The sequence below is a fragment of the Nonomuraea sp. NPDC049378 genome, assembly GCF_055586745.1.
In genome coordinates this window covers 39,707-64,346 of record NZ_JBVJHP010000040.1, presented here as the reverse complement: position 1 = coordinate 64,346, position 24,640 = coordinate 39,707, and the positions used below count along the sequence as shown (strand labels likewise).

The window sequence follows — 24,640 nt, the reverse complement described above, 5'->3', positions numbered from 1 at the left end:
CATCGAACTCGACATCGCCTATCCAGGCCGCATCCGGTAAAGACCGGCCTCAAGCCATCAGAAACGATCTTTACACACCTGAAGTGACAACCTCCCTCGGACACCTCCGCGTCGCCCTCGGCGACGGCGAACGACCAGATGTTCGGCCCGTTCACGTGCAGGGACAGGTTGGGATTGGTGCGGACGTGGCGGGCCTTGAGCCGGCCGTCCGTGGTGGAAACCCGAATGATCCGCTCGGCGGGGTTCCAGTTGTACAGGACGGTGGAAAGGTGGGGGTGGCCGCTGCGCTTGACGGTGGCAAGGACGCCGAACTGCTGGGCGGCGAGCAGGCTGCTGAGTTCCGCGTCGGTGAGGGTGCGGGGTTCGGCGGGGCCGGAGTTCGTATCGTTGTCGCTCATGTGAATCGAATCCTGTCCGTGCTGGTGGGGACGGTTGGTCAGGCTACGGGGGTGGGCTGGGCCGCCTGCTGGGGAGTGGCGGTGTCGTGCTCGGGCTGGCGCAGGACGAGGAGGGCGACGGTGAAGGCGGCCACGAGCAGGGCCGCGGCGATGGCGAAGGCCACGCGGTAGCCGCCGGTCAGCGCGGCCGCCTGGCTCTGGCCGGCGTCCAGCAACTGCTCGGTGCAGGTGGCGGCCAGCGTGGACAGTACGGCGACGCCCAGGGCCATGCCGATCTGCTGGGTGGTGTTGAACAGTCCCGAGGCCAGGCCCGCGTCGTCGGCCTTGGCGCCGGACATGCCGAGCGCGGTGAGCGCGGGCAGCACCAGGCCGCCGCCGGCGATGAGCAGCATCACCGGGAGCAGGTCGGTGACGTAGTCGGCCCGCACGGGGACGCGGGCCAGCCAGCCCATCGCGCCGAGCAGCAACGCCAGGCCGGCCAGCAGGACCGCGCGCTCGCCGAAGCGGGTGTTGAGCCGGGCCGAGACGAACAGGGAGACCCCGCCGATGGCCAGCGCCGCCGGGAGCATCGCCAGCCCGGTCTCTAGCGCGCCGTAGCCGAGGACCTTCTGCATGTAGAGGGCGACGAGGATCTGGAAGGCGAACATGGCCGACAGTGTGAGGATCTGGACCAGGTTGGCGCCGGACACGTTGCGCGAGCGGAAGATCCGCAGCGGCATCAGCGGCGCCTTGGCGCTCGCCTGACGCAGGACGAAGGCGGCCAGCAGGGCGAGCGAGACCGCGCCGAGGGCGAGGGTGTGGGTGGCGAGCCAGCCGTACTCCTCGACCTTGACCACGGTGTAGATGCCCAGCATCAGCCCGCTGGTGACCAGCGCGGCGCCGAGGACGTCGGCGCCGCCCGCGAGCCCGGCGCCGCGGTCGCCGGGCAGCGCCCGGATCGCCAGGGCGACCGTGGCCAGCCCGATGGGCACGTTGATGAGGAAGATCCAGTGCCAGCTGAGCAGGTCGGTCAGGACCCCGCCCAGAACCTGGCCGATCGAGGCGCCGGCGGCGCCGGTGAAGCTGAAGACGCCGATCGCCTTGGCACGCTCCCTGGCCTCGGTGAACAGGGTCACCAGGATGCCCAGCACGACGGCGGAGGCCATCGCGCTGCCGACGCCCTGCAGGAACCGGGCGGCGATGAGCGTGCCAGGTCCGGTGGCCGCCGCGGCCAGGACCGATGCCGCGGTGAAGACCGCGTTGCCGGCGAGGAACATCATCTTCCGGCCGATCAGGTCGCCCAGCCGGCCGGCCAGCAGCAGGAGACCGCCGAAGGCGATCAGGTAGGCGTTGACGGTCCAGCTGAGGCCGGCGGGGGTGAAGCCGAGGTCTCGCTGGATGGCGGGCATCGCCACGGTCACGATGCTGCCATCGAGGATCGTCATCAGCATCGCGGCGGACAGCACGCCGAGTGCGAGCCAGGGCGATCGGGGTGTGGTGGGTGACATGACGTTTCTCCTGCTCCTTGAGGACAGGAGAGAACATAGCAGATAGTTTCGTTGCAGACTATCTGCTATGGATCGACTTACGCCTTCTGTCGAGCCCGCCGCACGGCCTGCGGAGCCTCCGCGGGGGTGGCCAGGTGTCCGGTGACCAGGCGGTTCATCGCCCTCAAGAGGACTTCGCGCTCATCGTCCGGCAGCGCGCCCAGGACGGCCTTGTGCACGCCGTCGACGATCTCCTGGCTCCTTCTGGCCACCTCCTCGCCCTTCTCGGTGACCGCGATGATCCGCGCTCGCCGGTCGGCACTGGACGGGCGGCGCTCGGCCAGGCCGGCCTTCTCCAGGGCATCGACCGTGACCACCATGGTGGTCTTGTCCATGTCGCCGATCTCGGCGAGCTGGATCTGCGTGCGCTCTTCCTCCAGGGCGTGGACGAGCACGCAGTGCATGCGCGCGGTCAGTCCGATCTCGGCCAGGGCGGCGGCCATCTGGGTTCTCAGGACGTGGCCGGCATGGTCCAGCAGGTAGGACAGGTCCGGTTCTGTGCGGGCGGGCGCCATCGCGGTCATTCGTCCAGCCTAGCAACTAGGTCCATTCCGGATTATCCGCTTCCTTTCCACCTGGCGGCTCGGCGAGCGAACCGCGCCGCTCGGCCACGGCGCCCGCGCGGGCCCCATCACCCGGCGGTGTGGGCGAGGATGGCGGCGGCCAGCTCCTCGTGCACCTCGGGCGGCAGGGTGTGCCCCATGCCCGCAACGATCATCAGCCGCGCCCCAGGGATCTGCTCGGCGATGATCGCGCTGTGGCCCGGCTTGGCCGGCTCGTGGCTGCCCTCGATGACCAGCGTGGGGGCCTTCACCCGATGGAGCACGCCCACCGGCTCGAAGTCGGGCTTGGCCATGGCGGCCAGCCGGTGGTTGGCCACCGCCGACAGGTCGCGGGCCCGGTCGTAGATCCGCTCCTGCAGCCGCCGCGCCGCGTCCTCGTCGAACGGCAGCCCGGTGCCGTGCAGCAGGCGCTGCTCGGCGATCATGCCGTCGATCCGCGCGCGCCGGTCCGCCGGCGGCGGGGCGGCCATCGACGTACGGTAGAACGCCACGAACTCCGCCGTCGGCTCCGGCAGGCTGCCCTCGGGCTGCGGCTGTCCCATCAGGGCCCGCATGATCACCTGGCCCTCGCCGCCGCCGAGCGGGGAGGAGCCGATGACGGTCAGCGAGCGCACCCGCTCCGGCCGCTCCACGGCGACGAACTGGCCGAGCAGGCCGCCCGCCGAGTGGCAGACCAGGTGCGCGCTCTCCAGGCCGTGGGCGTCCATCACGCGGTAGACGTCGTTCTTGATGGCGTCCCACGTGTACGGCTCCGCCTCGAAGTCGACCGTGCCCGACATGCCGGTGTCGCGGTGGTCGTACCGGATCACCCGGCGGCCACCCGCGGTCAGCCGGCCGACGAACTCGTCCGGCCACAGGATGCCCTGCGACATCGAACCCATGATCAACAGGATCGGCGCGTCCGTCCCGGCGCCGAACTCTTCACTCCAGATGTTCACGTTCTGCATGCCTCACAGCATGCCGTCGCCGGCTACAGGCGCCTTCTGTAGAACTACTAGCCGCGCCAGATCCGTACGGGAGCCGATGCCCAGCTTCGGATAGATCTTGTACAGGTGATACTCGACCGTGCGCGGGCTGAGGAAGAGCCGGGCGGCGATCTGCTTGCTCGACAAGCCATCGGCGACCAGGCCCGCGATCCGCAGCTCCTGCGGGGTCAGCGCGTCGAGCACGGCCGCGGGCGGGGCCTGCCCGCTCTCGCCCGCCGCCCGCAACTCCTCCTGCGCGCGCCGCGCCCACGGGCGGGCGCCCGCCCGTTCGAACGTCTCCCACGCTGTCCGCAGATGGGCCCGCGCCTCGCCCGGCCGCTGCGTCCGGCGCAGGCGCTCACCCAGCAGCAGGGCCGTCCTGGCCGCCTCGAACGGGTTGGTGTGCAGCCGCAGCGCCTCGCCGAAGGCGTCCTCGGAGGACTCGACCAGGCCCCGGCAGCGGGCCCGCAGGGCGTGCGACTCGGCCGTGGCGGCGTTCGCCGACCACTGCTCGTACGCGGCCATCGCCACCCGCGCGCCCTCCTCGTCGCCCGCGCCCATGGCGGCCTCGACGCGGTCCGGCGCGGTCCGCCCCACCACGATCGGATGTCCGGCGCCCGGTCCCGCCGCGGCGATGGCGGTGAAACGGTCGTGCGCCGCGGCGTAGCGGCCCAGGCACAGGTCGAGCAGCGCCAGCGCGTACGACGCGACGCCGGCGCGCAGCCCCACCCGGTGGGGGATGGCGATGGCCAGCGCCTCGCGGGCCTGCCGCTCACAGAGTTCCTCCTCGCCCCGCAGCGCCGCCAGCACCGCCAGGTTGGCCAGGTGCGCGGCCACCGTGTTCTCGTACCCGGCCTCACGGGCCAGCTCCAGGCCCTCCTCGGAGACGGCCTGGCTGCGCGCCGGCCGCCCCGCGAAGCGTTCGGCCGTCGCCACGAACTCCAGCACGACCGGCAACTGCCCGCGCATCCCCGACACCCTCGCCACCCGCCCGGCCCGCTCGGCCAGCTCGCCGGCCAGGTCCGGCTCGCCCAGAGCGCTGGCCGCGGCCGCCGCCCACAGGTATCCCGCCGCGTCCTCCAGTTCGCCGGTCCGGGCCAGTGCCCACCGCAGCAGCACCGGCCCGCCCGGGTCGCCGTCCAGCGTCAGGCCGATCCCGGCCACCGTGTTCCGCAAGAACCCCTCGGGGTGCGCCGCCGCCCGCCGGCCGAGCTCGGCCATGGCCGCCGCGTCGCCGACGTACGAGGCCGCCTCCACGGCGTCGGCCAGCATGTCGAGGCTGTCGCCCGCCGCCAGGATCCGTACGGCCTCGGCGGCGTTGCCCGAGTTCAGCTCGAACCGGCCGCGGAGCTGGGCGATCTCCATGGCGAGCGTGCTGTCCCCGCCGGCCCCTTCGCGCGCCTCGGCCAGCAGCGACTCCGCCTGCCCGGGGCGGCCGCCGAGCCAGGCCGCGACGGCGGCGTCCTTCAGGCGGACGGCACGGGCACGCGGCTCGGGGGTCAATTCGGCGGCCCTGGCCAGGGCGGTGGCGGCGGCGCCGTACCCGCCCCGGTCACGCGCCCGCTCAGCCGCGGCCACCAGCGCGGCGGCGACCTGCTCGTCCCGCCCCAGGGCGGCTCCGGCCAGGTGCCAGGCGCGGCGGTCATCCGCGGTCAGCTCCGCGAGGACGGCGTGCACGCGGCGGACGTCGTCGGGGGCGGCCGCCTCGTGCACCGCGGACCGGATGAGCGGATGAGCGAACCGCACGCTCGTGCCCGACACCTCGACCAGTCCGGTCCTCTCCAGCTCCGCCAGCGCGACCCGCCCGGCCCCGGCCTGCGTCCCCGGCCCGGAGGGGAACGATCGGGCCACGTGCGCGCCGGGCTCTGCCGGGTGCCCGGCGAACAGCCACTCGCCGGCGCGCAGGACCAGGCCGAGGTCGGCCTCCACGGCGGCGACCAAGGCGACCAGCCGGGCAGCAGCGGACAACACACTCACCCGATCGCCGAAGAGCCGGCTACCCACGGGCAGGGGGTCGGGCAACGGCTCGCGGCCGGTGAGCTGCGCGGGCGACAGGCGGGCGGCGATCTCGCCCAGGGCGAGCGGGTTCGCGCCGGTCAGCGCGACGAGCTCCCGTTTCACCCGTTCGGGCAGAACGCCGTGGCGGGACTCCAGCAGTTCGGCCGCGGCGGACTCGGGCAGGCCGCGCACCTCCACCGTCAGCGGCACACCCTTGACCGGAGCCTCCCCTCGTACGGCGAACACCATCGCGATCCGTTCGGTCCCCAGCCGCCTGGCGGCGAACAGCAGCGCGTCGGCCGAGGCCCGGTCGACCCACTGGAAGTCGTCGACCACGCAGATCAGCCCGTCCGGCGCGGCCGCCTCGGCCAGCAGCGAGAGCACGCCGGCTCCCACCAGGAACCGGTCGCCGGCACTGCCCGCGGCGAGCCCCAGGGCCGCGCGCAGGGCGTCGCGCTGCGGCTCGGGCAGCGCGCCGAGCGAACCGGCCGCCGGCCACAACACCTGGTGCAGCGCCGCGAACGCGAGGTCGGACTCGGACTCGACGCCGGTGGCCCGCAACACCCGCATCGCACCACCGCGCGCGGCCGCCGCGTCGAGCAGGGCGGTCTTGCCCGCGCCTGCCTCGCCCCGCACCACCACCGCGCCCCCGGACCCGTCACGAGCCCGCGCGATCACCTCGTCGAGCGCGCTGATTTCCGCGGATCTGCCGTAGAGCACGAACACCCACTGTAGGCGGCCCCCACTCCGCGCCGTCCGCGCGGGTCAGTCCTCCAGGGCCTGATAGAGCGTCGTCCAGAAGTCGTTCATCAGGTGCGCCGGGTCGGGGACGGTGTATCCGAGCTGGGTGAGCAGGAGACCGGTGACCTGGTTGGCCGGGTCGGCGTAGGCCGAGGTGCCGCTGCCGCCGTCCCAGCCGAACTGGCCAATGGGCGCGTAGTCGCCGCGGTAGGTGCGTACCGCCATGCCGAAGCCCCAGCCGCCCTGCTGTCCCTGGCCGAAGGCCCCAGCTCGGTGGCCCCTGCGAGCTGCTTGGCGAAACCCTCCGAGCTGGCGGCCAGCGCCCCTCCGCGGTTGAAACGGCTGACGGGTGCCTGGTCGGGGGCGGGTTGGTGCAGGGCAGTCAGGAAGGCGGCCAGGGCGTCGGCCGCCTTCGCGGCTCGCGTGACGGGGGCGTGGTCCGCCGGCTCGACCGGCACCCAGGTGGTGACCATCCAGGGGTGCGGAAACCGCGCGGAGGGCTCGCCGAAGCGCTGGGGGACGGGAACCGGCAGGGGAAGGCGCGGGGTGAGGGCGGGCAGCCAGGTGTACTCGCCACGCAGCAGCTCGTCCGCGTTCCGCGTCGCCCAGGGCAACCGGACGGCGAGGTCGTCACCGAGCCGCCACATCTGGTAGTCCCAGCCCCGCGCGCCGAACCGCACGGGGCGACCGGCCAGGTCGGGATGCTGGTCGCGCAGCAGATCCTGCACGAACTCGGCGGTGATCTCGATCTCGGTGTGGGTCATGAGGGGCAACACTAACCGGAAGTGCGCGCGCGGCCGCCGGGCTCCCGTGGAAGGCGCCCACGAGAGCCCGGGACGCCAGCCGGCCATGCTCCTTGAGCGGGTCCGGCTGGCGGTGAAGGGCTACGTCACCGTCAGTACTCGGCCATCACGGTGAAGGTGAACCCGGCGCTCGTCGTCCGGCGTAGCGGAATGTCGCACTTGACCCGGCGCAGCACCTCGTTCCTGCTGAGGCCGAGCCCTTGGGCGATGAGCCGCTCCGGGCGCACCGGCACCGGATCCACGAAGACGACCTCCACCTGTACGGGCCACCCTTCGTCGAGCCAGGCCGACGAGGTGTCCAGCCGCCAGGCCCCCTTCCAGTCCAGGGTGACGCGGTTGCGCCGGGTGAACGCCGGATCCAGCAGCCTGGCGGCCACCAGCTCCGGATCGTTGGCGTGGTAGCCGTCGAGCTCGGCCGGGTCGAACGACCTGACCGGCGCCCGCTCGTGCACGGTGAGCTTGCTCGTCCGGTCGCAGGACACGCAGCGGACCAGCAGCCACACGTCCAGCAGCTTGGCGTTGGCGTTGACGCGGAACCTGCCCTCGCCGGTGGTGGCCGACTCGGACCGGCAGGCCACGCACCGAAGCGACAGCAGAGGCAGCCTGGTCCGGCGGACGACCCAGGGCAGCACAGTATGAGGTTGTGAAGACATGATCTCTCTAGACCTGACACGAGGCCGATTACGCGCGGCCTCGAACGCTGGAGAACCGGGCGCACATGGGCAGCCCGGCAGAGCCGGCGGCAGGGCCGGCCTGAAGGTGAGCTGAAGAAGGTGTCAGGTCTGGAGAGCAGGCGGGGTCACGCGGTTTTGTCCTCTGTCCTCACTGCGACGGGGTCGCGGGCAACCTATGGGAACGCCGGAGGAACACTCAACCGGTTTTCCCGGCGGTCCCCCCTACCGGTCGGCCGCCGTGTAGGTCGCGATGATCACGCCGCTCTTCATCACCTTGGTGTCGGCCAGGGTCAGCGTGGTCGCGACGTCGCTCAGCGGCCCCGAGATCGACGGGCCTCCCACGAGCACCGGGGTGATCCAGAACCGCACCTCGTCGACCAGGCCCGCCTTGACCAGGGCGTGGGTGACCGTGCCGTAGCCGTACATCAGGATGTTCCTGCCCTCCTGGGCCTTGAGCCGGGTGACCTCCTCGATGAGGTCGCCCTGCAGCACCTCGCTGTTCTTCCACTCCGGGTCGGTGAGGGTGGTGGAGGCGACGTACTTCTTGACGTTGTTGAAGTAGGCCGCGCCGGTGCTCGGGTCGCTCTCGTCCTGGTTGGGCCAGGCGGCGGCGAAACCCTCGTACGTGCGGCGGCCCATCAGCAGCGCGTCGGCCGCGTCCGTCTGCTCGCCGGCGAACGCGGAGGCCTCGTCGTCGAAGTACGGCATCGTCCACGCCGGGTCCTCGATGACGCCGTCGAGGCTGATGTAGGTCGAGTTGATGATCTTGCGCATTCCGGGTCCTCCTGATGCCAGTACGCGTTCCGCCGATCGTGACGGGAGCCGCTCATCTGTGACTCCCATCCTGGAGGAAGCACCTTACGATCCGCTTCAGGTCGCCTTCCGGCAGGTCCCGCCGGACACGCGCCGGCCGGCCCGGATCATGGCCTGATGGCCAGGCAGCAGCCTACGAAGTCCTGGATCACGGGATTGGCGTCGTCGGCGGGGGACCAGGCGACGGCGACCCGCGTGGGGCTGACGCCGGTGACGGGACGGTAGGTGACCCCGGGCCGGGCGTAGAAGCGGGCGGAGGACGCGGGGGCCAGGGCGATGCCGTAACCGCTGGCGATCGCGTTGAGCCACTCGTCCGGCTGGTCGGTGACGGCGCCGACGCTGACCGGACGGCCCTCGCGTTCGCCGGCGGCCAGCCAGTAGTCCCGCCACGGTCCGGTCGCCTCCGGAGCCGCGACGAACGGCTCGTCCCACAGGTCGCGGAAGGGGATTTGCTCGCGGGCCGCCAGCCGGTGGCCTGACGGCAGAGCCACCCAGCGCGGCTCGGTGAACAGCACCTCCACGTGCAGGCTGTGCTGGCCGGGGAACGGCAGCCGCAGCAGGGCGGTGTCGACGTCGCCCTGCGCCAGCCCGGCCGTCGGGTTGGACCAGGCCGCCTGCCGCATCTCGACGCGCCATCCCGGCCGGCGGCGGGCGAAGCCGGCGATGATGTCCTGGGTGGCCTCGTTGGCGGCGCTGGCCAGGAAACCGACCCGCAGCACGCGGGCCGCCCGGGCGGACGCGCTCCGGGTGTCCCGCAGCGCCCGGTCCCAGGCGGACACCAACTCCGGCGCCCGTTCCGCCAGGGTCCTGCCCGGGCCTGTGAGGGCCATGCCGGCCTTCGAGCGTGTGAACAACCGCACGCCGAGCTGCGCTTCGAGCTGCTTGATCTGCTTGGTCAGCGCGGGTTGCGACACGAAGAGCCGTTCCGCGGCGCGGGTGAGGGTCCCTTCCTCGGCCACCGCGATGAAGGAGCGCAGGAGCCGCGTGTCCACATCCATACCATCAGGTTATAGATGCATGTATTGGACGTCCGGCACGGAGCCGGGCAAGGCTGGACACCGACCTGCTGACCATGCCGCCGGAGATACACGTGTTCACCGCCTACGCCATCGTCACCGTCCTCACCGTCGCCGCCAACGCGTGGGCGGCGACAGCGGACTTCATGAAGGCCGGATTCGTCCTCGCCAATTCGGCGCGCGTGAACATCTCGCGGTCCTGGCTGCCGCTGCTCGGCGCGCTCAAGGCCGCCGGAGCCGCGGGGCTGCTGCTCGGGCTGCTGGGCGTCCCGTTCGTCGGCGTCGCCGCCGCCGCCGGGCTCGTGCTGTTCTTCGTGGGTGCCGTCATCGTGCACGTACGCGCCCGCGTGTACGCCGCCATGGTGTTCCCCGGCGTCTTCCTGGCGCTGGCCACCGGCTCGCTCAGCCTCGCCCTCGCACGCTGACGGGCGCGCGGCGGGGTGGACGGGCCGCCGCGGCGGCGATGTTCACCGGGATCCGCCCGAAGATCAGCCCGTGGAACGGCGAGATGCCCCACCAGTAGAGGTGGCCGAGCAGCCCGCGCGGATGGAAGATCGCCCGCTGGGTGTAGTAGGTGCGGCCGCCCTCCTCGCGGACGCCCATTTCCAGCCAGGCCAGGCCGGGCAGGCGCATCTCGGCGCGCAGGCGCAGCAGCCGGCCGGGCAGCACCTCCTCAACCCGCCAGAAGTCGACCGCGTCGCCCACCCGCAGCCGGGCGGGGTCGCGCCGCCCGCGCCGCAGCCCCACCCCGCCGAAGAGCCGGTCGAGCAGGCCCCGCAACTGCCACGCGACGGGCAGGGAGTACCAGCCGTTCTCGCCGCCGACGGCCTCGATGACCCGCCACAGCGCCTCGGGACCGGCGTCCACCTGCCTGTCGCGGCGGTCGATGTAGAGGCTCCCGCCGGTCCAGCCGGGGTCTGTGGGCAGGGGGTCGCTCGGCGCGCCGGGCGTGGACGCCGACGACCAGCGGGTGGCCACGTCGGCCTCCTTGATCTTCTGCAGCGCCAGGGAGACGGCCTGCCGGAACCCGGTCAGCCCGCCCTCAGGGTCGGGTACGTGACGGGCGATGTCGTGCTCGTGGCAGACGGCCTCGGTGCGTACGGACTCGACCAGCGGGCGCGCGATGCCCGCGGGCACCGGCGTGACCAGGCCGACCCAGTGGCTGGACAGCTTGGGGGTGAGCACCGGCACCGGCACGATCACCCGGGACGGCAGCCCGGCCACGGAGGCGTACCCGTGCATCATGTCGGCGTAGGTGAGCACGTCGGGGCCGCCGATGTCGAAGCTCCTGTTCACCTCGCCGGGCACGGCGGCCCAGGCCACGAGGTAGTGCAGCACGTCGCGGATGGCGATGGGCTGCGTGGGCGTGCGCACCCAGCGCGGTGTCGTCATGACGGGCAACCGTTCGGTGAGGTGGCGCAGCATCTCGAACGACGCCGAGCCCGAGCCGATGATCACGGCGGCACGCAGCACCACCGCGGGCACGCCCGACCGCAGGAAGATCTCGCCCACCTCCGCGCGGGAGCTCATGTGCGGGGAGAGCCGCCTGTCGGCGGCCAGCCCGCCGAGGTAGACGACGCGCCGCACGCCCGCCCGCTCGGCCGCCGCCGCGAACGTGCGCGCGGCCAGGCGGTCCTGATCGGCGAACCGGCCGGACGTGCCCATCGCGTGGATCAGGTAGTAGGCGACCTCGATGCCGCGCAGGGCCTCGTACGTCTGCTCGGGGTCGGTGGCGTCCGCCTCGGCGACCTCGGTCCGGCCGGCCCACGGCAGGTCGCGCAGCCTGGTCGCCGAGCGGACCATGCACCGGACGTCGTGACCGGCGGCCAGCAGCTCGGGGACCAGCCGTCCCCCGATGTAGCCGGTCGCCCCTGTGACCAGGCAGTTGGCCATCCGGCGCTCCCTCCTCCGGTTGTCCCTCCGTTTCCCCGCCCGCGTCGTCCTCATGCGTCCGGGCAAGGGTCACGCGCGCGAGCCGTGCCGGGCAGCCGCTGCCCAGACCGCGGCGGGTGTCAGCGGCATGTCGATGTGGTCGACGTCGAGCGCGTCGCACACGGCGTTGACCACGGCGGGCGGGATGCCGATGCAGCCGGCCTCGCCCGCGCCCTTGGCGCCCAGCGGCGTGTTGGGATTGGGCGTGACGGTCTCCAGCAGCGTGACCGGCGGCATGTCGGCGGCTGTGGGCAGGAGGTAGTCCAGCAGGGTGCGCGCGTACGGCATGCCGTCGGCGCCGATGACCGCCTGCTCGTAGAGGACCTGCCCGAGGCCCTGGGCGATCGAGCCCAGACCCTGGCCGTCGACGATCATGGGGTTGACGACCACCCCGTAGTCGTCCGCGGCGACCAGCCGCCGCACGTGGACCGTGCCGAGATCCGGATCGATCTCCACCACGGCCACGTGCGCGCCGTACGGGAAGGCCTGCGGCGGGGCGAAGATCTCGTCGGCGCGCAGCGGGCCGGTGCGGGCGACCAGCTCGCCGAGGCTCAGCCCGGTGATCGGGCCCGTGTCGAGCCCGGCGCCCGGGGCGTCGCCCGCTCCCGGGCATGGCGGCTCCGAGGCACCGGCCAGCAGCCGGCCCTCCGCGTACGAGACGTCGTCCTCCTGCAGGCCGAGCAGGCCGGCGCAGCGGCGGCGCGCGGCGGCGACCAGCGACTCGGCGGCCCGCCACAGCGCCGCCCCGCCCACCTGCATGGAACGGCTGCCGAAGGTGGCGAACCCGTACGGGATCTCGCCGGTGTCGCCTTCGACGACCCGGACCAGGCCGATGTCCACGTCCAGAACCGAGGCCACGACCTGGGCGAACGCGGTCAGATGGCCCTGCCCGGTGGACGTGGACCCGACGCGGGCGATGAACGTGCCGTCCGAGCAGGCTTCCACGCTGCCGAACTCGTCGCTGTCCGGAGGCCCTCCCGAGCGCTCGACGTACGTGGCGATGCCCACGCCGACCGGAGGCCCGCCCTCCCGGCGGCGCCTGGCCTGCTCGGCGCGGATGTCGTCGTAGCCGGCGGCGGCCAGCGCCTGGTCCAGCGTGGCGGCGTAGTCGCCCGAGTCGTAGGTGCGCCCCGTCGGCGTCAGATAGGGGAACTGGCCGGGGTGGACGAAGTTGCGGCGGCGCAGCTCGGCGGGGTCCATGCCGAGCCGGCGGGCGAGCCGGTCCACGGTGCGTTCGAGCGCGTACGCGGCCTCGGGGCGGCCGGCGCCCCGGTACGACGCGGTCGGGGCGGAGGTGGTGAGCACGCACCGGATCCGGGTGTGCACGTGCGGCGTGCGGTAGGCGCCGGTGCTCATCGCCCCGGTCATCATGGGGACGAAGGCTCCGGTGTGCGGGTAGCCGCCGACGCCGGCGTCGACCAGCAGCTCGTACGCGAGGAAGGTGCCGTCGTCGTCGGCCGCCAGCCGTACGCGCTGGTTCTGGCCGCGGCCGCGCGGGCCGGCCAGCAGGGCCTCGGCGCGGTCCTCGCACCAGCGCACGGGCCTGCCGAGGTGGATCGCGAGCAGGGCGGCGACCACGTACTCGGGGTAGGTCTGGCTCTTGGCGCCGAACGCGCCGCCGGTGGCCGGGACGATGACCCGGATCCGCTCCCTGTCCAGGCCGAGCGCTTCGGCGAGGGCGTCGCGCAGGCGGTGCTGAGCCTGGTGGGAGGCCCACACGGTCAGGCCGCCGCCGTCGCCGGGGTCGGCCAGGACGGCCCTCGCCTCCAGGGACGTGGGCAGCAGGAGCTGCTCGCGGTAGGCGGCCTCGACGACCACGGGGGCGGTGGCGAACACGTCGCCGGCCGGCTCGCCGAAGGTGCGCTCGGCGACCACGTTGCCGCGAACGCCGGGCGGCGGGGGTGCTTCATCGGCGGCCGTCGCGTCATCCCCGAACAGCGGGGGTGCCTCCTGGGCGGCTGTCGGGTCGCAGACGGCGGGCAGCGGTTCGAGGTCCAGCCGGACGGCCTCCGCGGCGTCCTCGGCGCGGGCGCGGTTGTCCGCGGCGGTCACGGCCAGCGCCTCGCCCGGGTAGCGGACGCGCCCGGTGGCGAGCAGCGGCCACGGCGGCGCGTCCCGCGCGCCGGGCACGGCACGGGCGGCGAGGTAGGGCAGCTCGGCGGCGGACCACGCGCCGGCCACCCCTTGCTCCTTGAGCGCGGCGGCGACGTCGACGCCGCGGATGAGCGCGTGCGGCACCGGGCTGCGGGTGAAGGCGAGCTCCAGGGTGCCGGGCAGTTCGAGGTCGGCGACCCTGCGGGCCCGCCCGGAGAGCAGGTCGGGGTCCTCGCGCCGCGCAAGCGGCATCCCGATGTACCGCAATGTTTGGACACCCCCGCATTCGGTACCAACGTGGGATATCGGATGCCCGGGATGAGGGATATGAAACCGCCGCAATTCGACTACGTAGCGCCCGCTTCGGTGCCGGAGGCGGTGGCCGTGCTGGCCGAGCGCGGGCCGGAGAGCCGCGTGCTCGCCGGCGGGCAGAGCCTGCTCATCGAGCTGCGCTACCGGACCGAGCGCCCGGCCCTCCTGGTCGACGTCAACCGCATCCCCGGGCTGTCGGACATCGCGGTCGAGGACCGCTCCGTGCACGTCGGCGCGCTGGTCCGGCACGCCCAACTGGAGCGCGCCCGGTTCCGCGACCCGCTCGCCGAACTGTTCCGCCAGGTGGCGCCGTACGTCGCCCACCCGCCCATCCGCGCGCGCGGCACCTTCGCCGGCAGCCTGGCCTGGGCACACCCGGCGTCGGAGTGGTGCGCCCTGGCCATGGCGCTCGACGCCGGGATCGAGCTGGACGGCCCGTCCGGCAGGCGCACGGTGCCCGCCGGCTCGTGGTTCCGCGGCCCCTTCACCACCGCCTGCCTGCCCGAGGAACTCGTCACCGGCGTGCGGCTGCCGCGCCCGCCGGAGGGGACCGCCGCGGCGTTCGCGGAGCACCGCCGCACCCACGGCAGCTTCGCGCTCGCCGCCGCCCTGGTCCTGCTGCGCGTGTCCGAGGGCCGCGTGGCCTGGGTGCGCATCGGGCTCGCCAACGCCGCCGACGTCCCCTTGCGCGCCGTCGAGGCCGAGCGCCTCATGGCGGGGGAGCGGCCGGAGCCGGACCTGCTCGCGCAGGCCGCGGCACGAGCCGCCACGGAGGCCGACCCGGCCGACGAGCCGCACGCGCCCGCCACCTACCGCAGGCACGCGCTGGCCACCCTGGTGCGGCGCTGCCTCGCCCGAGCCGTCGAGAACGCGGGAACACCATGAACGTCGAGCTCACCGTCAACGGCCGCGCCCACCGGCTCGACGTCGAGCCGCGCACCAGCCTCGCCGACGCTCTCCGCGACCGGCTCAGGCTGACCGGCACGACGCTGGGATGCGAGCACGGTGTGTGCGGCTCGTGCACCGTGCTGGTGGACGGCACCGCCATCCGCTCCTGCCTCCTCCTGGCCGTGCAGGCGGACGGCGCCGACATCCGTACGGTCGAAGGGCTCGCGGGCGACGGCGGGCCGCATCCGCTGCAGGAGGCGTTCGCCGCCGAGCACGCCCTGCAGTGCGGGTTCTGCACGCCCGGGTTCCTCATGCTGCTCGCCGGCGCGCTCGCCGAGGAGCCCTACCTGGACCGCGACGAGCGGCGGATGGACGAGGTCCTCGCCTCCAACCTCTGCCGCTGCACCGGGTACGCGGGCATCCGCCGCGCCGCTCGGGCCGCCGCGCGGCGGATGCGCGGGGACGTCACCCCGGCAGCCGATGAACCAGGCTCTCACGAGGAAGGACGCGGCTCCTGGCCGTAGGCGGCGACCTGACCATCCGGGGCATCACCAGGCCGATCACCTGCGGGCCGAAGCCGGTACGGGTTCACCCGGGGCGGCTTCCATGTCACCACCGAGATCAACCGTCCGAGATGGTGCTGCAGAAGAACTGAGCCTTGCCGGTCCGGCCGTCATCTCCGTGCCGGCCTGGAGATCAGGGTGGAGACGCCCGCTCGCGGAAAGCAGCGGCTCAGGCCGCCAGGCTCGATTCGCGGACGACCAGCTCGGTGGCGAGCTCGACGTGACGCGACTCGACCTCCTCGCCGGCGGCCAGGCGCAGGGCCGTGCGCAGGGCGACGGCCCCCATCTCGCGCAGCGGCTGGCGCACGGTGGTCAGCCGCGGCGAGGACATGAAGGCGACGTCCGTGTCGTCGAAGCCGACGACGCTGAGATCTTCGGGGACGCGCAGGCCACGGGCCCTGGCAGCGTGGATCGCGCCGAGCGCGGCCTCGTCGGAGGCGACGAAGACGGCCGTCGGCGCGGGGGAGAGGTCGAGCAGTGCGGCGCCTCCCCGCACCCCGTCGGGATAGCAGTAGCCGGGCGTGACCACGTATCCGGGCAGGACGGGCACGTCCGCGGCCTCCATGGCGGCGCGGTAGCCGTACATGCGGGCCTGGTTGGAGGCCGCGGTGGCGGGGCCGCCGAGGTAGGCGATGCGGCGGTGGCCGAGGGCCAGGAGGTGCTGGGTGGCGGACATGCCGCCGGCGAAGTTGGTGGGGCCCACGCTGGTCACCGAGGCGCCGGGGAGGCCGAGCGGGTCGATGACGACGACCGGCAGTCCGGCCCGTGAGAGCGCGGCGAGCTGTCGCGGGGCCGGCTCCTCGAAGAGGGTGATCACTGCCCGGCGTCCGGCGGTCACGTCGCGGGACCCGGTGGCCCTTCTGGTGACGACGACCGACACGCCTGACGCGGTGCCCGCCTCGATCACGCCCTTGATGATCTCGGATGAGCACGCGCAGAGGTCGTCCACCTGCACCTCGACGATGCCGGGCTCGGTCCGGCCACGCCGCGGCGGGACGTAGCCGTGCTCCTGGAGCAGGGACCGCACCAGGGCCCGGGTGGCCGGTGCGACGTCGCTGCGGTCGTTGAGCACCTTGGACACGGTGGCCACCGACACGCCGGCCGCGGCGGCGACGGTGGCCAGCGTGGCACGTCCGCGACTTGCCTGCATCGACCCTCCCGATATCCGGCATTCACCTTATCTGGCCCAGAGCTGGACATGTGCGCATTAATTCCTGCAGCGGTCGGCTACGCTATAAATGTAGCGATACATTTGTAGCGAAAGGGCGAATCTTGGACGACGTCGTCATCGTGGGCGCGGGCCCGACCGGGCTGATGGCCGCCTGCGAGCTGGCTCTGGCCGGCGTACGCTGCACCATCGTCGAGAAGCGGAACGGCGGGACCGGCGTCACGCGGGCGTTCGGCCTGCACGCCCGCGCGCTGGAACTGCTCGACGCCCGGGGCCTGGGAGACGAGCTGGTCGCGCGGGGAAACCCGCTCGGCACGGTGCACCCCGCCTACGCCTCCCGGGTCGAGTTCGAGCGGCTCGACACGCGCTACCCGATGTTGCTGATCGTGCCGCAGAGCGGCACCGAGCAGGTGCTGCTCGATCGCGCCGCCGAGCTCGGCGTGGACATCGTCAGGAACGCCGGCGTCGTCGGCCTCTCCCAGGACGCCGCGTCCGTACGGCTCGCGCTGGAGGACGGCACCGAGCTGCCGGCCCGTTACGTCATCGGCGCCGACGGCGCCCACAGCACCGTCCGCGAGCTGCTGGACGTGGGCTTCGCGGGCGAGACCTACAGCCTGCCCATGCTGCTGGCCGACGTCCGCATCCCCGGGCCGGGCCTGCCACCCATCACCCAGGTGGGCGCGGCGGGCGCGGTCGTGGCCATCCCGTTCGGCGACGGCTGGTTCCGGGTCGGCGCGTGGCTGCTGGACGGGGACGCCCCGGGCCGGCAGCCGGCCTTCGGGCAGATCCGGCGCGCGTTCGAGGACATCGCCGGCACCGACTACCGGATGAGCGAGCCGCGCTGGTTCTCCCGCTTCGCCGCCGAGCGCCGCCAGGCCCGCGCCTACCGGTCGGGACGGGTGTTCCTGGCCGGCGACGCCGCGCACGTGAACTCTCCCATCGGCGGCCAGGGCATGAACACCGGCATCCAGGACGCCGTCAACCTCGGCTGGAAGCTCGCCGCCGACCTGCGCGGATGGGCTCCGCCCTGGCTGCTCGACACCTACCACGCCGAGCGGCATCCGGTGGGCGCCTCCGTGCTGGCGCTGACCGACCACCTCACCCGGCTGGTCCTGACCGGCTCGCGGCTCCGCTTGCGGATGAACCGGCACGTCATGGCCGCCCTGCTGCACACCGGCCCCGGCCGCCGCCGCATCCTGGGGCTGATGTCCGGGCTGGAGATCGCCTACCCTCCCGGCGACACCGACGCCCACCCGCTGGCCGGCCGCCGCGCGCCCGACGGGCCGACCACCGGCGGGCGCCTCTATGAGGTCCTCCGGGAGGGCCGGTTCGTCCTTCTGGCCTCCGGTGACACCAGCGCCGCACGGCCGTGGGCCGACCGCGTCCGGCGGGTGCGCCCGCTCAGCGGCCTGCGGCCGGAGGCGGCGCTGATCCGCCCCGACGGCTACGTGGCCTGGGCCGGAGAGCGCGACGGCATCCGGCGGGCTCTGGTGAAATGGTGCGGCCCGGCAGGGCACACAGCGGACCACACGACAGACCTCACCGACCGGGGAGACCGACCCGACCGTGCCACGCCCTAACCCTCAGCGCCGCGACCACCTCGCCGCCGCCGCCATCGCGGTGCTCGCGGAGAAAGGCTCCCGCGGGCTGACCCACCGAGCCGTCGACGCCGCGGCCGGCGAGCCTGACGGCACCGCCTCGCGCTACTTCCGCACCCGCGACGCCCTGATGGACGCCATCATCCAGCGGATCGGCCGGCGCCTGTCCGAACGGGTCGACGCCCACGTGGTGCGCCCGCTCGACCCCGCCCACCTGGAAGAGGCACTGGTGAAGGTGCTCACCCTGATGGTGGCCGACGAGCGCGGCGAGCCGCTGGCGCTGTTCGAGCTGCACCTGGAGAGCACCCGCAACCCCGCCCTGCGGAGCATGCTGGCCGATGCCCTGCGCGAGCGGCGCGACCTCATCGTGCGCCAGTGCCGCGCCGCCGGCATCCCCATCACGGAACAGGACGCGATGCTGCTGGAGACGAGCGTCCTCGGCATCCTGTTCACGGCGCTGACCACCGGCGTGCCCGACGACCCCGGCCCGTCGATCCGCGCCGCCGCGCGCACCGTCCTCGACCGCTACACCCGCGGGTGAGCCGTCAGGGCCGGACCGCGCCGGCCAGCCGGCCCCGCCAGTAGCCGTCGAGGTCGACCACCTTGATCACGTCTCCAGTCTGCGGCGCGTGCACCATCTTCCCGTCGCCCGCGTACATCCCCATGTGCCCCAGCCCTTTGCCGAAGAGCAGGTCGCCGGGCTCCACCTCGTCCAGGGGGACGCGGCGGGCGGCGCCCCAGCTCCACTGGCTCCAGGTGGTGCGCGGCAGCTTGACCCCCGCGGCGCGCCAGGCGGCCTGGACGAGACCGGAGCAGTCGAAGGAGCCCGGGCCCGTGCCACCGTACTGGTAGGGCTTGCCGACCTGGGCGAAGGCGAACTCGAGCGCCGCGCGGGCGTTGCCCGAGGCCGCCCCCGTGTACGGGATGCCGGGGCTGCTCGGGTTGCCCTGGTTGTAGGCGCCCAGCCGGCGCAGGAGCCTGGTCTGCTGGTCGACCAGCTTGTCGACCTTCGCCTTCTCTCCGCGTACCTTGTCGCGTGCGGCGTCGGCGTTGCGCAGGACGCCTCTGGCCTGGTCGCGCCGGTCGCGCAGGTCCTTGGCGGCGGCCTCGAAGGCGCGCGCCTTCGCCGCCTCGGCCTGCGCGATCTGGTCGAGGGAGGCCATGGAGCCGAGGACCGCCTCGGGGTCGCTCCGGCCGGTCAGGGCGCTCCAGGCGGGGAAGGACCCGAGCCGGTAGTCGCGGGCGGCCAGCGCGGCGAGGTCCCGGCGCAGGGCGTCGGCCCGGGCCGACCGGCGCCCGAGCTCGGCGTTGAGAGCGTCGTAGGCCTTCTTCGCCTTCTTGTGGGCCTCCGTGGCCTGGTTGTACCGCTCGACCATCTGGTCGGCCCGCTCGTTGAGCTTCACCAACCTGGCCCTGGCCTCGGCGGGAGACGGGTCGGCGGCGGCCGTGCCGGGAGCGCCGAGCATCGTGGACGCCGCCAGCGCGACGGCCGTCGCGGTCCGCCCGGTCCCTGCGGGAACGGCCACTGTGGGCGCCTCCTCACGATCGGCGGGTCATGAGGAGATACGCGGGCGGCCCCGGAGGCGTTCAGCGATGCCGCTCGCGCGCGGTGATCGTGCCGGGCAGCGGGGGTCACAGGTCGCCGCGGCGCCAGGCCTCGATCTCGGCTCGCAGCGCGTGCTCGTCCAGCGCTGACGGACGGGCACCGTCCATCCACCGGCGCAGGAGCGGCGCGAGGCCGGCCAGCTGGGCGGGCTCGACCTCCTCGTGCACGATGAGGTACGCGACCAGCGGCCCCGCGACGGGATGGCCGGCGTCGCAGCGGGCGCACAGCACCACCTCGCGGACGCCCCTGACCGGCCGCCCCGAGGCGTTCGTCCAGCCGTGGGGGACGCGCAGCACCGCCAGGACCTCGCCGGTGCGGCAGCGCGGGCAGGCTGCGCTCGGCGTCACCGGGCTCATGCCGCGCCGATCGAGCCGGCCCCCAGCAGCGCCTTGACGTCGCCGTAGAACGCCGGCTCCGCGGCGACGCTGAAGGGTTCGAGGTTGAGCAGCAGGTCCTTGCGGCCCTGGCGGTGCAGGCGCACGTGTACGGGCGCCCGTCCGGGATGGGCGGCCAGGATGTGCTTGAACTCCCGCACCAGCCGCTGGTTCAGGCGCGTCTCCTGGATCGAGATGACGACGGGGGAGGCGGTGTTCGCGGTGGAGACGTCAAGGAGGGTGATCTCCTCGCCGTAGATGCCCATCGTCTCGTCGCGGACGTTGATGCGGCCCCTGACGGAGATCACGCGGTCGTCGGCCAGCAGCTCGCCGTACAGCGTGTACGTCTTGGGGAAGATCAGGCACTCGACGGCGGCGTCGTGGTCCTCCAGGGTGACGATCGCCCACGGGTTGCCCTGCTTGGTGACCTTGCGCTGCAGGCCCGAGATGATGCCGCTGACGCGGGTCACGCCCTCCTGCCGTTCGGAGGCGAGCAGGCCGGCGATCGTGACGTCGCGGTGGGCGTCGAGGACGCGCTCCGCGCCGTCGAGGGGGTGGCTCGACACGTACAGCCCGAGCATCTCGCGCTCGTACGCGAGCAGGGTGGCCTTGTCCCACTCGCCGTCGGGGATCGCGACCGAGAACGCGCCGGCCTGGCCCGGCTCGCCGAACAGCGAGTCCTGGCCCTGCGCCTCGTTGCGCTTGAGGTCGATGACCGCGTCGATGGCCTGCTCGTGCACCGCGACCAGGGCCGCGCGGTCGTGCCCCAGGCTGTCGAACGCGCCGCTCTTGGCCAGCGACTCGATGACGCGCTTGTTGCAGACGACGGTCGGCACCTTGGACAGGAAGTCGTTGAAGCCGGTGTAGCGCCCCTTGGCGGCGCGGGCGGTGACGATCGCGTCCACCACGTTCGCCCCGACGTTGCGGACCGCGCCGAGGCCGAAGCGGATGTCGGAGCCGACCGCGGCGAAGTCGAGGCGGCTCTCGTTGACGTCGGGCGGCAGCACCTTGATGCCGAGCCGCCGGCAGTCCGACAGGTAGACGGCCATCTTGTCCTTGTCGTCGCCGACGGAGGTGAGCAGCGCGGCCAGGTATTCGGAGGGGTGGTTGGCCTTGAGGTAGGCGGTCCAGTAGGAGACGAGGCCGTAGCCGGCGGTGTGCGACTTGTTGAACCCGTAGCCGCTGAAGGGCACCAGGACGTCCCAGACCGCCTTGATCGCCTCGTCGGAGAACCCTCGGCCGCGCATGCCGGCCGAGAACGTGTCCCACTCGGCGTCCAGGACCTCCTTCTTCTTCTTGCCCATGGCCCTGCGCAGCATGTCGGCGCCGCCGAGCGAGTATCCGGCGAGCTGCTGGGCGATCGCCATGACCTGTTCCTGGAAGACCACCAGGTGGTAGGTGTCGCCGAGGATGGGTTCGAGTGCCTCCCCCAGCTCCGGGTGGATGGGCTCGACCCGCTGCTTGCCGGTCTTGCGCAGCGCGTAGTTGGTGTGCGCGTTCATCTCCATCGGGCCGGGCCGGTAGAGCGCGTTCACGGCCGCGATGTCGGTGAACGTCGTGGGCTGCATCAGCCGCAGCAGGACCCGCATGCCGCCGCTGTCCAGCTGGAACACCCCGAGCGTGTCGCCCCGGGCCAGCAGCTCGTACGTCGTGGGGTCGTCGAGCGGCACGTCGTGGATGTCGATGTCGATGCCCTTGTTGGCGCGCACGTTCGCGACGGCGTCGCCGATGACGGTGAGGTTGCGCAGGCCGAGGAAGTCCATCTTCAGCAGGCCCATGTCCTCGGCCTGCGTGAACGGGAACCCGGTGATGACGGGGCCGTCGGCCTTCGGCTTGACCAGCGGCACCACGTCCATCAGGGGTTCGGACGACAGGATCACGCCGGCGGCGTGGACGCCGGTGCCCCGGGTGAGGTTCTCCACGCCGGTCGCGGTGTCGATGACCCGCTTGACGTCGGGGTCCTGCTCGTACATCTGGCGCAGCTCGGCGGCCTCGCCGTGGCGGGGGTGGCGGTCGTCGTGGATGGCGGCGAGCGGGATCTCCTTGCCGCCGTTCGCCGCGGGGAACGCCTTGGTGATGCGGTCGCCGAGCGCGTACGGCAGGCCCAGCACGCGGCAGGAGTCCTTGATGGCGGCCTTGGCCTTGATGGTGCCGAACGTGACGATCTGGCAGACGTGCTCCTCGCCGTACTTGCGGGTGACGTAGTCGATCATCTCGTCCCGCCGCCGGTCGTCGAAGTCGAGGTCGACGTCGGGCATGGTGACGCGCTCGGGGTTGAGGAAGCGCTCGAAGATCAGCTTGTGCTCGATGGGGTCGAGCTCGGTGATGCCCGTGCAGTACGCGACCATCGACCCGGTGGCCGAGCCGCGGCCGGGACCGAGGCCGATGCCGTTCTCGCGGGCGAAGCGGCAGATGTCGGCGACCACCAGGAAGTAGCCGGGGAAGCCCATGGTGTCGATGACGGACAGCTCGTAGTCGATGCGCTCCAGCACGTCCTGGGACGGCTCGCCGTGGTAGCGGCGGCGCGCGCCTTCCAGGGCCTCCTTGCGCAGCCAGCTCGACTCGCTCTCGCCTTCGGGGACGGGGAAGCGCGGAGTCAGGTCGCGGTGGGCGAACACCTCGCCGTAATCGCCGATCCGCTCGGCGATCAGCAGCGTGTTGTCGCACGCGCCGGGGACCTCGGCGTCCCAGAGCGCACGCATCTCCCCGGCGCTCTTGACGTAGTAGCCGCTGCCGCCGAAGCGGAACCGGTCGGCGTCGGCGAGCCGTTTGCCGGTGCCGATGCACAGCAGCGCGTCGTGCGCCTGGGCCTGGCTCTCCGTCACGTAGTGGGAGTCGTTGGTGGCCAGCGGCGGCAGGCCGAGCGTCCGGCCGAGCCTGAGGAGGTCGTCGCGGACCCGGCGCTCGATGGCCAGGCCGTGATCCATGAGCTCCAGGAAGTAGTTGTCCTTGCCGAAGACGTCCCGGGAGCGGGCGGCGGCCTCGACGGCCTGGTCGTACTGGCCGAGACGGAGCCGGGTCTGCACCTCTCCGGACGGGCAGCCGGTGGTGGCGATGATGCCCTGGCCGTGCTCGGCGAACAGTTCATCATCCATACGCGGATATTTCTGCACGTGTCCTTCGAGCCAGGCCCGCGACTGCAGCCGGAACAGGTTCCGCAGCCCCCGCGCGTCCGCCGCCCACATGGTCATGTGCGTGTACAGGCCGCGCCCCGAGACGTCACCACCCTCGCCGGTGTCGTCGTTCGACCTGCGCATGGCGAGGTTGTCGCTGTAGAACACCGGCTGCCGGCGGCGCCGCGAAGCCGGGGCGACGTAGGCCTCGATGCCGATGATCGGCTTGACGCCCGCCCTGCGCGCCGCGTGGTAGAACTCGTACGCGCCGTGCACGTTGCCGTGGTCGCTCATGGCCACGGCGGGCATGCCCTGCCGTGCCACCTCGTCCATGAGCAGGCCGACCTTGGCGGCTCCGTCGAGCATGCTGTACTCGGTGTGCACGTGCAGATGGACGAAAGATCCCACAGGCCGGGACTCCTTGTGGTTGTAGGCTCGTACGCGACCCGAGCATTCGACCCGAGGGCAGGAAGGGTTGTCCAACAATCAACACGCCGATTCGCCACAACCAGAGGTTGTGGCAGAGCTGGATCTCGGCGCCGTGCGCGCCTTCGTCGCCGTCGTCGAGGACCGCTCCTTCAGCGAGGCCGCCGTCCAGCTGGGCATCAGCCAGCAGGCCATCTCCAAACGGATCGCGCGGCTGGAGTCAGGCCTCGGCCTGACCCTGCTCTTCCGCTCGCGCAACGGGGCCGCGCTCACCGAGGACGGCAGGGCGTTCCTCCCGCACGCGCGGGCCCTCGTCGGGCTGGCCGACCAGGCGGTGGAGGCGCTGCGCGGCCGGCGCCGCGCGCTGCGGATCGACGTGCTCGACACGCGGCTCTCGGCCTCCGTCGACCTGGTCAGGGCGTTCCACCAGGCCACCGAGAAGGCCGACGTCGAGATCATCACCTCCAACGGGCTCAGGTCCGCACGCGGCGCGCTCGCCCGCGGGTCCGTCGACGCCGCCTTCGCCCGCGCCAACGGACCTCTGGATGAGCACCTGCGGCACGTGCCGGCCTACCTGGAGCCCGTGCACCTGCTGGCCGGCCGTGACCACCCGCTGGCCGGCCTCCGGGAGGTGGAGGTCGAACGGCTCGCCGGCTCGACCATGTGGATGCCCGGCAACGTCCCCGGCAGCGAGTGGGCCGACTACTACCGCCTGCTGGGCGAGGCCTTCGACATCCCGATCGACGACAGCGGGCCGGATTTCGGCTGGGAGTATTTCGTGGAGGAGATCGCCTCCGGCGGACGTATCAGCCTCGTGGGGCTGGCGTGCCGGCTGCCCTGGAACCCGCGTGTCGTCCAGATCCCGGTCGTCCGGCCCGCCCCCGTCTATCCGTGCTCGCTGCTCTTCCACCGGCAGAACCAGCATCCGATGCTGGCCCGGCTCGTCGACTCCGTGCGCACCGGCTTCCGCCCCTACGACCCCGGCCGCCAGTGGCTGCCCGAACCCGACCGTGCCGCGTTCTCCCAGCGTTGATCGCAGGTGGTGGCGGACGCCCGCACGCCCCCGGTG

General features: G+C 72.8%; 21 protein-coding genes and 1 pseudogene. 6 read left to right on the top strand and 16 right to left on the bottom strand.

Annotated features, from left to right (window positions below; translation table 11 throughout):
• The 10 genes and pseudogenes from ACZ6SA_RS47705 to ACZ6SA_RS47660 all read right to left on the bottom strand — a co-directional run.
• Positions 1-398, bottom strand: a 398-nt coding sequence (locus ACZ6SA_RS47705; protein WP_465835980.1) for a pyridoxamine 5'-phosphate oxidase family protein, incomplete at its 3' end; no start/stop codon positions are given.
• A gap of 38 nt (positions 399-436) precedes the next feature.
• On the bottom strand, positions 437-1,885 hold the full coding sequence (locus ACZ6SA_RS47700; RefSeq protein ID WP_465835978.1) for an MFS transporter: 1,449 nt from the start codon (positions 1,883-1,885) through the stop codon (positions 437-439).
• A 77-nt stretch (positions 1,886-1,962) separates the two neighbouring features.
• The gene (locus ACZ6SA_RS47695) at positions 1,963-2,448 is read right to left on the bottom strand and encodes a MarR family winged helix-turn-helix transcriptional regulator (RefSeq protein WP_347648199.1); all 486 of its coding nucleotides are present in this window, start codon (positions 2,446-2,448) and stop codon (positions 1,963-1,965) included.
• Positions 2,449-2,555: 107 nt separating this feature from the next.
• Positions 2,556-3,434, bottom strand: coding sequence for an alpha/beta fold hydrolase (locus ACZ6SA_RS47690; RefSeq protein WP_347648198.1), 879 nt, complete (start codon positions 3,432-3,434; stop codon positions 2,556-2,558).
• Between the two features lie 3 nt (positions 3,435-3,437).
• Complete coding sequence (locus ACZ6SA_RS47685) at positions 3,438-6,170, bottom strand: helix-turn-helix transcriptional regulator (protein WP_465835975.1); 2,733 nt, start codon at positions 6,168-6,170, stop codon at positions 3,438-3,440.
• A gap of 45 nt (positions 6,171-6,215) precedes the next feature.
• A complete protein-coding gene (locus ACZ6SA_RS47680) occupies positions 6,216-6,416 on the bottom strand; it encodes a hypothetical protein (RefSeq protein WP_465835984.1) in 201 nt (66 codons plus the stop codon).
• Positions 6,417-6,559: 143 nt separating this feature from the next.
• Positions 6,560-6,838 (bottom strand): annotated as a pseudogene (locus ACZ6SA_RS47675) (phosphotransferase); the annotation flags it as partial.
• A 248-nt stretch (positions 6,839-7,086) separates the two neighbouring features.
• Complete coding sequence (locus tag ACZ6SA_RS47670; protein ID WP_465835973.1) at positions 7,087-7,626, bottom strand: DUF1062 domain-containing protein; 540 nt, start codon at positions 7,624-7,626, stop codon at positions 7,087-7,089.
• A 264-nt stretch (positions 7,627-7,890) separates the two neighbouring features.
• Positions 7,891-8,442 (bottom strand): dihydrofolate reductase family protein, encoded by a 552-nt coding sequence (locus ACZ6SA_RS47665; protein ID WP_465835971.1) that lies wholly within the window; start codon positions 8,440-8,442, stop codon positions 7,891-7,893.
• 146 nt (positions 8,443-8,588) lie between these two features.
• The gene (locus ACZ6SA_RS47660) at positions 8,589-9,479 is read right to left on the bottom strand and encodes a LysR family transcriptional regulator (RefSeq protein ID WP_465835969.1); all 891 of its coding nucleotides are present in this window, start codon (positions 9,477-9,479) and stop codon (positions 8,589-8,591) included.
• A gap of 74 nt (positions 9,480-9,553) precedes the next feature.
• Here ACZ6SA_RS47660 and ACZ6SA_RS47655 point away from each other — a divergent pair, with 74 nt between their 5' ends.
• Entirely contained in the window at positions 9,554-9,922 is a 369-nt protein-coding gene (locus ACZ6SA_RS47655; RefSeq protein ID WP_465835967.1) for a DoxX family protein, read from the top strand.
• Here ACZ6SA_RS47655 and ACZ6SA_RS47650 read toward each other — a convergent pair.
• Positions 9,900-11,390 (bottom strand): SDR family oxidoreductase, encoded by a 1,491-nt coding sequence (locus tag ACZ6SA_RS47650; RefSeq protein WP_347648190.1) that lies wholly within the window; start codon positions 11,388-11,390, stop codon positions 9,900-9,902. The two genes, ACZ6SA_RS47655 and ACZ6SA_RS47650, sit on opposite strands and share 23 nt — an antisense overlap.
• A gap of 69 nt (positions 11,391-11,459) precedes the next feature.
• Positions 11,460-13,775, bottom strand: a complete 2,316-nt coding sequence (locus ACZ6SA_RS47645; RefSeq protein WP_347648189.1) for a xanthine dehydrogenase family protein molybdopterin-binding subunit — start codon at positions 13,773-13,775, stop codon at positions 11,460-11,462.
• Between the two features lie 75 nt (positions 13,776-13,850).
• On the opposite strand from ACZ6SA_RS47645, the gene ACZ6SA_RS47640 reads away from it, so the two are divergent.
• Together ACZ6SA_RS47640 and ACZ6SA_RS47635 are read left to right on the top strand one after the other, a co-directional pair.
• On the top strand, positions 13,851-14,720 hold the full coding sequence (locus tag ACZ6SA_RS47640) for an FAD binding domain-containing protein (protein ID WP_347648188.1): 870 nt from the start codon (positions 13,851-13,853) through the stop codon (positions 14,718-14,720).
• Positions 14,717-15,247 (top strand): (2Fe-2S)-binding protein, encoded by a 531-nt coding sequence (locus tag ACZ6SA_RS47635; protein ID WP_347648187.1) that lies wholly within the window; start codon positions 14,717-14,719, stop codon positions 15,245-15,247. The genes ACZ6SA_RS47640 and ACZ6SA_RS47635 overlap by 4 nt, the downstream gene beginning before the upstream one ends.
• 208 nt (positions 15,248-15,455) lie before the next feature.
• Here ACZ6SA_RS47635 and ACZ6SA_RS47630 read toward each other — a convergent pair whose 3' ends face one another.
• Positions 15,456-16,436, bottom strand: a complete 981-nt coding sequence (locus ACZ6SA_RS47630; protein WP_347648186.1) for a LacI family DNA-binding transcriptional regulator — start codon at positions 16,434-16,436, stop codon at positions 15,456-15,458.
• 122 nt (positions 16,437-16,558) lie between these two features.
• Here ACZ6SA_RS47630 and ACZ6SA_RS47625 point away from each other — a divergent pair, with 122 nt between their 5' ends.
• Together ACZ6SA_RS47625 and ACZ6SA_RS47620 are read left to right on the top strand one after the other, a co-directional pair.
• Positions 16,559-18,034, top strand: a complete 1,476-nt coding sequence (locus tag ACZ6SA_RS47625; RefSeq protein ID WP_465835963.1) for an FAD-dependent oxidoreductase — start codon at positions 16,559-16,561, stop codon at positions 18,032-18,034.
• Positions 18,021-18,593, top strand: a complete 573-nt coding sequence (locus tag ACZ6SA_RS47620) for a TetR/AcrR family transcriptional regulator (protein ID WP_465835961.1) — start codon at positions 18,021-18,023, stop codon at positions 18,591-18,593. Before ACZ6SA_RS47625 ends, ACZ6SA_RS47620 begins: the two co-directional genes overlap by 14 nt.
• Positions 18,594-18,597: 4 nt before the next feature.
• Here ACZ6SA_RS47620 and ACZ6SA_RS47615 read toward each other — a convergent pair whose 3' ends face one another.
• The 3 genes from ACZ6SA_RS47615 to dnaE form a co-directional block, all read right to left on the bottom strand.
• On the bottom strand, positions 18,598-19,578 hold the full coding sequence (locus ACZ6SA_RS47615) for a C40 family peptidase (RefSeq protein ID WP_465835959.1): 981 nt from the start codon (positions 19,576-19,578) through the stop codon (positions 18,598-18,600).
• A gap of 106 nt (positions 19,579-19,684) precedes the next feature.
• A complete protein-coding gene (locus ACZ6SA_RS47610) occupies positions 19,685-20,005 on the bottom strand; it encodes a DUF6300 family protein (protein WP_347648182.1) in 321 nt (106 codons plus the stop codon).
• A gap of 5 nt (positions 20,006-20,010) precedes the next feature.
• Positions 20,011-23,553 (bottom strand): DNA polymerase III subunit alpha, encoded by a 3,543-nt coding sequence (gene dnaE, locus ACZ6SA_RS47605; protein ID WP_465835956.1) that lies wholly within the window; start codon positions 23,551-23,553, stop codon positions 20,011-20,013.
• 109 nt (positions 23,554-23,662) lie between these two features.
• Here dnaE and ACZ6SA_RS47600 point away from each other — a divergent pair, with 109 nt between their 5' ends.
• Positions 23,663-24,604 (top strand): LysR family transcriptional regulator, encoded by a 942-nt coding sequence (locus ACZ6SA_RS47600; RefSeq protein WP_347648180.1) that lies wholly within the window; start codon positions 23,663-23,665, stop codon positions 24,602-24,604.
• Positions 24,605-24,640 lie beyond the last annotated feature (36 nt).

Coding starts and splice junctions, on each gene's coding strand:
- ACZ6SA_RS47650 (WP_347648190.1), bottom strand. CDS start 11,390: ATGGCCAACTGCCTGGTCACAGGGGCGACCGGCTACATCGGGGGACGG.
- ACZ6SA_RS47635 (WP_347648187.1), top strand. CDS start 14,717: ATGAACGTCGAGCTCACCGTCAACGGCCGCGCCCACCGGCTCGACGTC.
- ACZ6SA_RS47630 (WP_347648186.1), bottom strand. CDS start 16,436: ATGCAGGCAAGTCGCGGACGTGCCACGCTGGCCACCGTCGCCGCCGCG.
- ACZ6SA_RS47645 (WP_347648189.1), bottom strand. CDS start 13,775: ATGCCGCTTGCGCGGCGCGAGGACCCCGACCTGCTCTCCGGGCGGGCC.
- ACZ6SA_RS47700 (WP_465835978.1), bottom strand. CDS start 1,885: ATGTCACCCACCACACCCCGATCGCCCTGGCTCGCACTCGGCGTGCTG.
- ACZ6SA_RS47680 (WP_465835984.1), bottom strand. CDS start 6,416: ATGGCGGTACGCACCTACCGCGGCGACTACGCGCCCATTGGCCAGTTC.
- ACZ6SA_RS47695 (WP_347648199.1), bottom strand. CDS start 2,448: ATGACCGCGATGGCGCCCGCCCGCACAGAACCGGACCTGTCCTACCTG.
- ACZ6SA_RS47655 (WP_465835967.1), top strand. CDS start 9,554: ATGCCGCCGGAGATACACGTGTTCACCGCCTACGCCATCGTCACCGTC.
- ACZ6SA_RS47660 (WP_465835969.1), bottom strand. CDS start 9,479: ATGGATGTGGACACGCGGCTCCTGCGCTCCTTCATCGCGGTGGCCGAG.
- ACZ6SA_RS47690 (WP_347648198.1), bottom strand. CDS start 3,434: ATGCAGAACGTGAACATCTGGAGTGAAGAGTTCGGCGCCGGGACGGAC.
- ACZ6SA_RS47640 (WP_347648188.1), top strand. CDS start 13,851: ATGAAACCGCCGCAATTCGACTACGTAGCGCCCGCTTCGGTGCCGGAG.
- ACZ6SA_RS47665 (WP_465835971.1), bottom strand. CDS start 8,442: ATGCGCAAGATCATCAACTCGACCTACATCAGCCTCGACGGCGTCATC.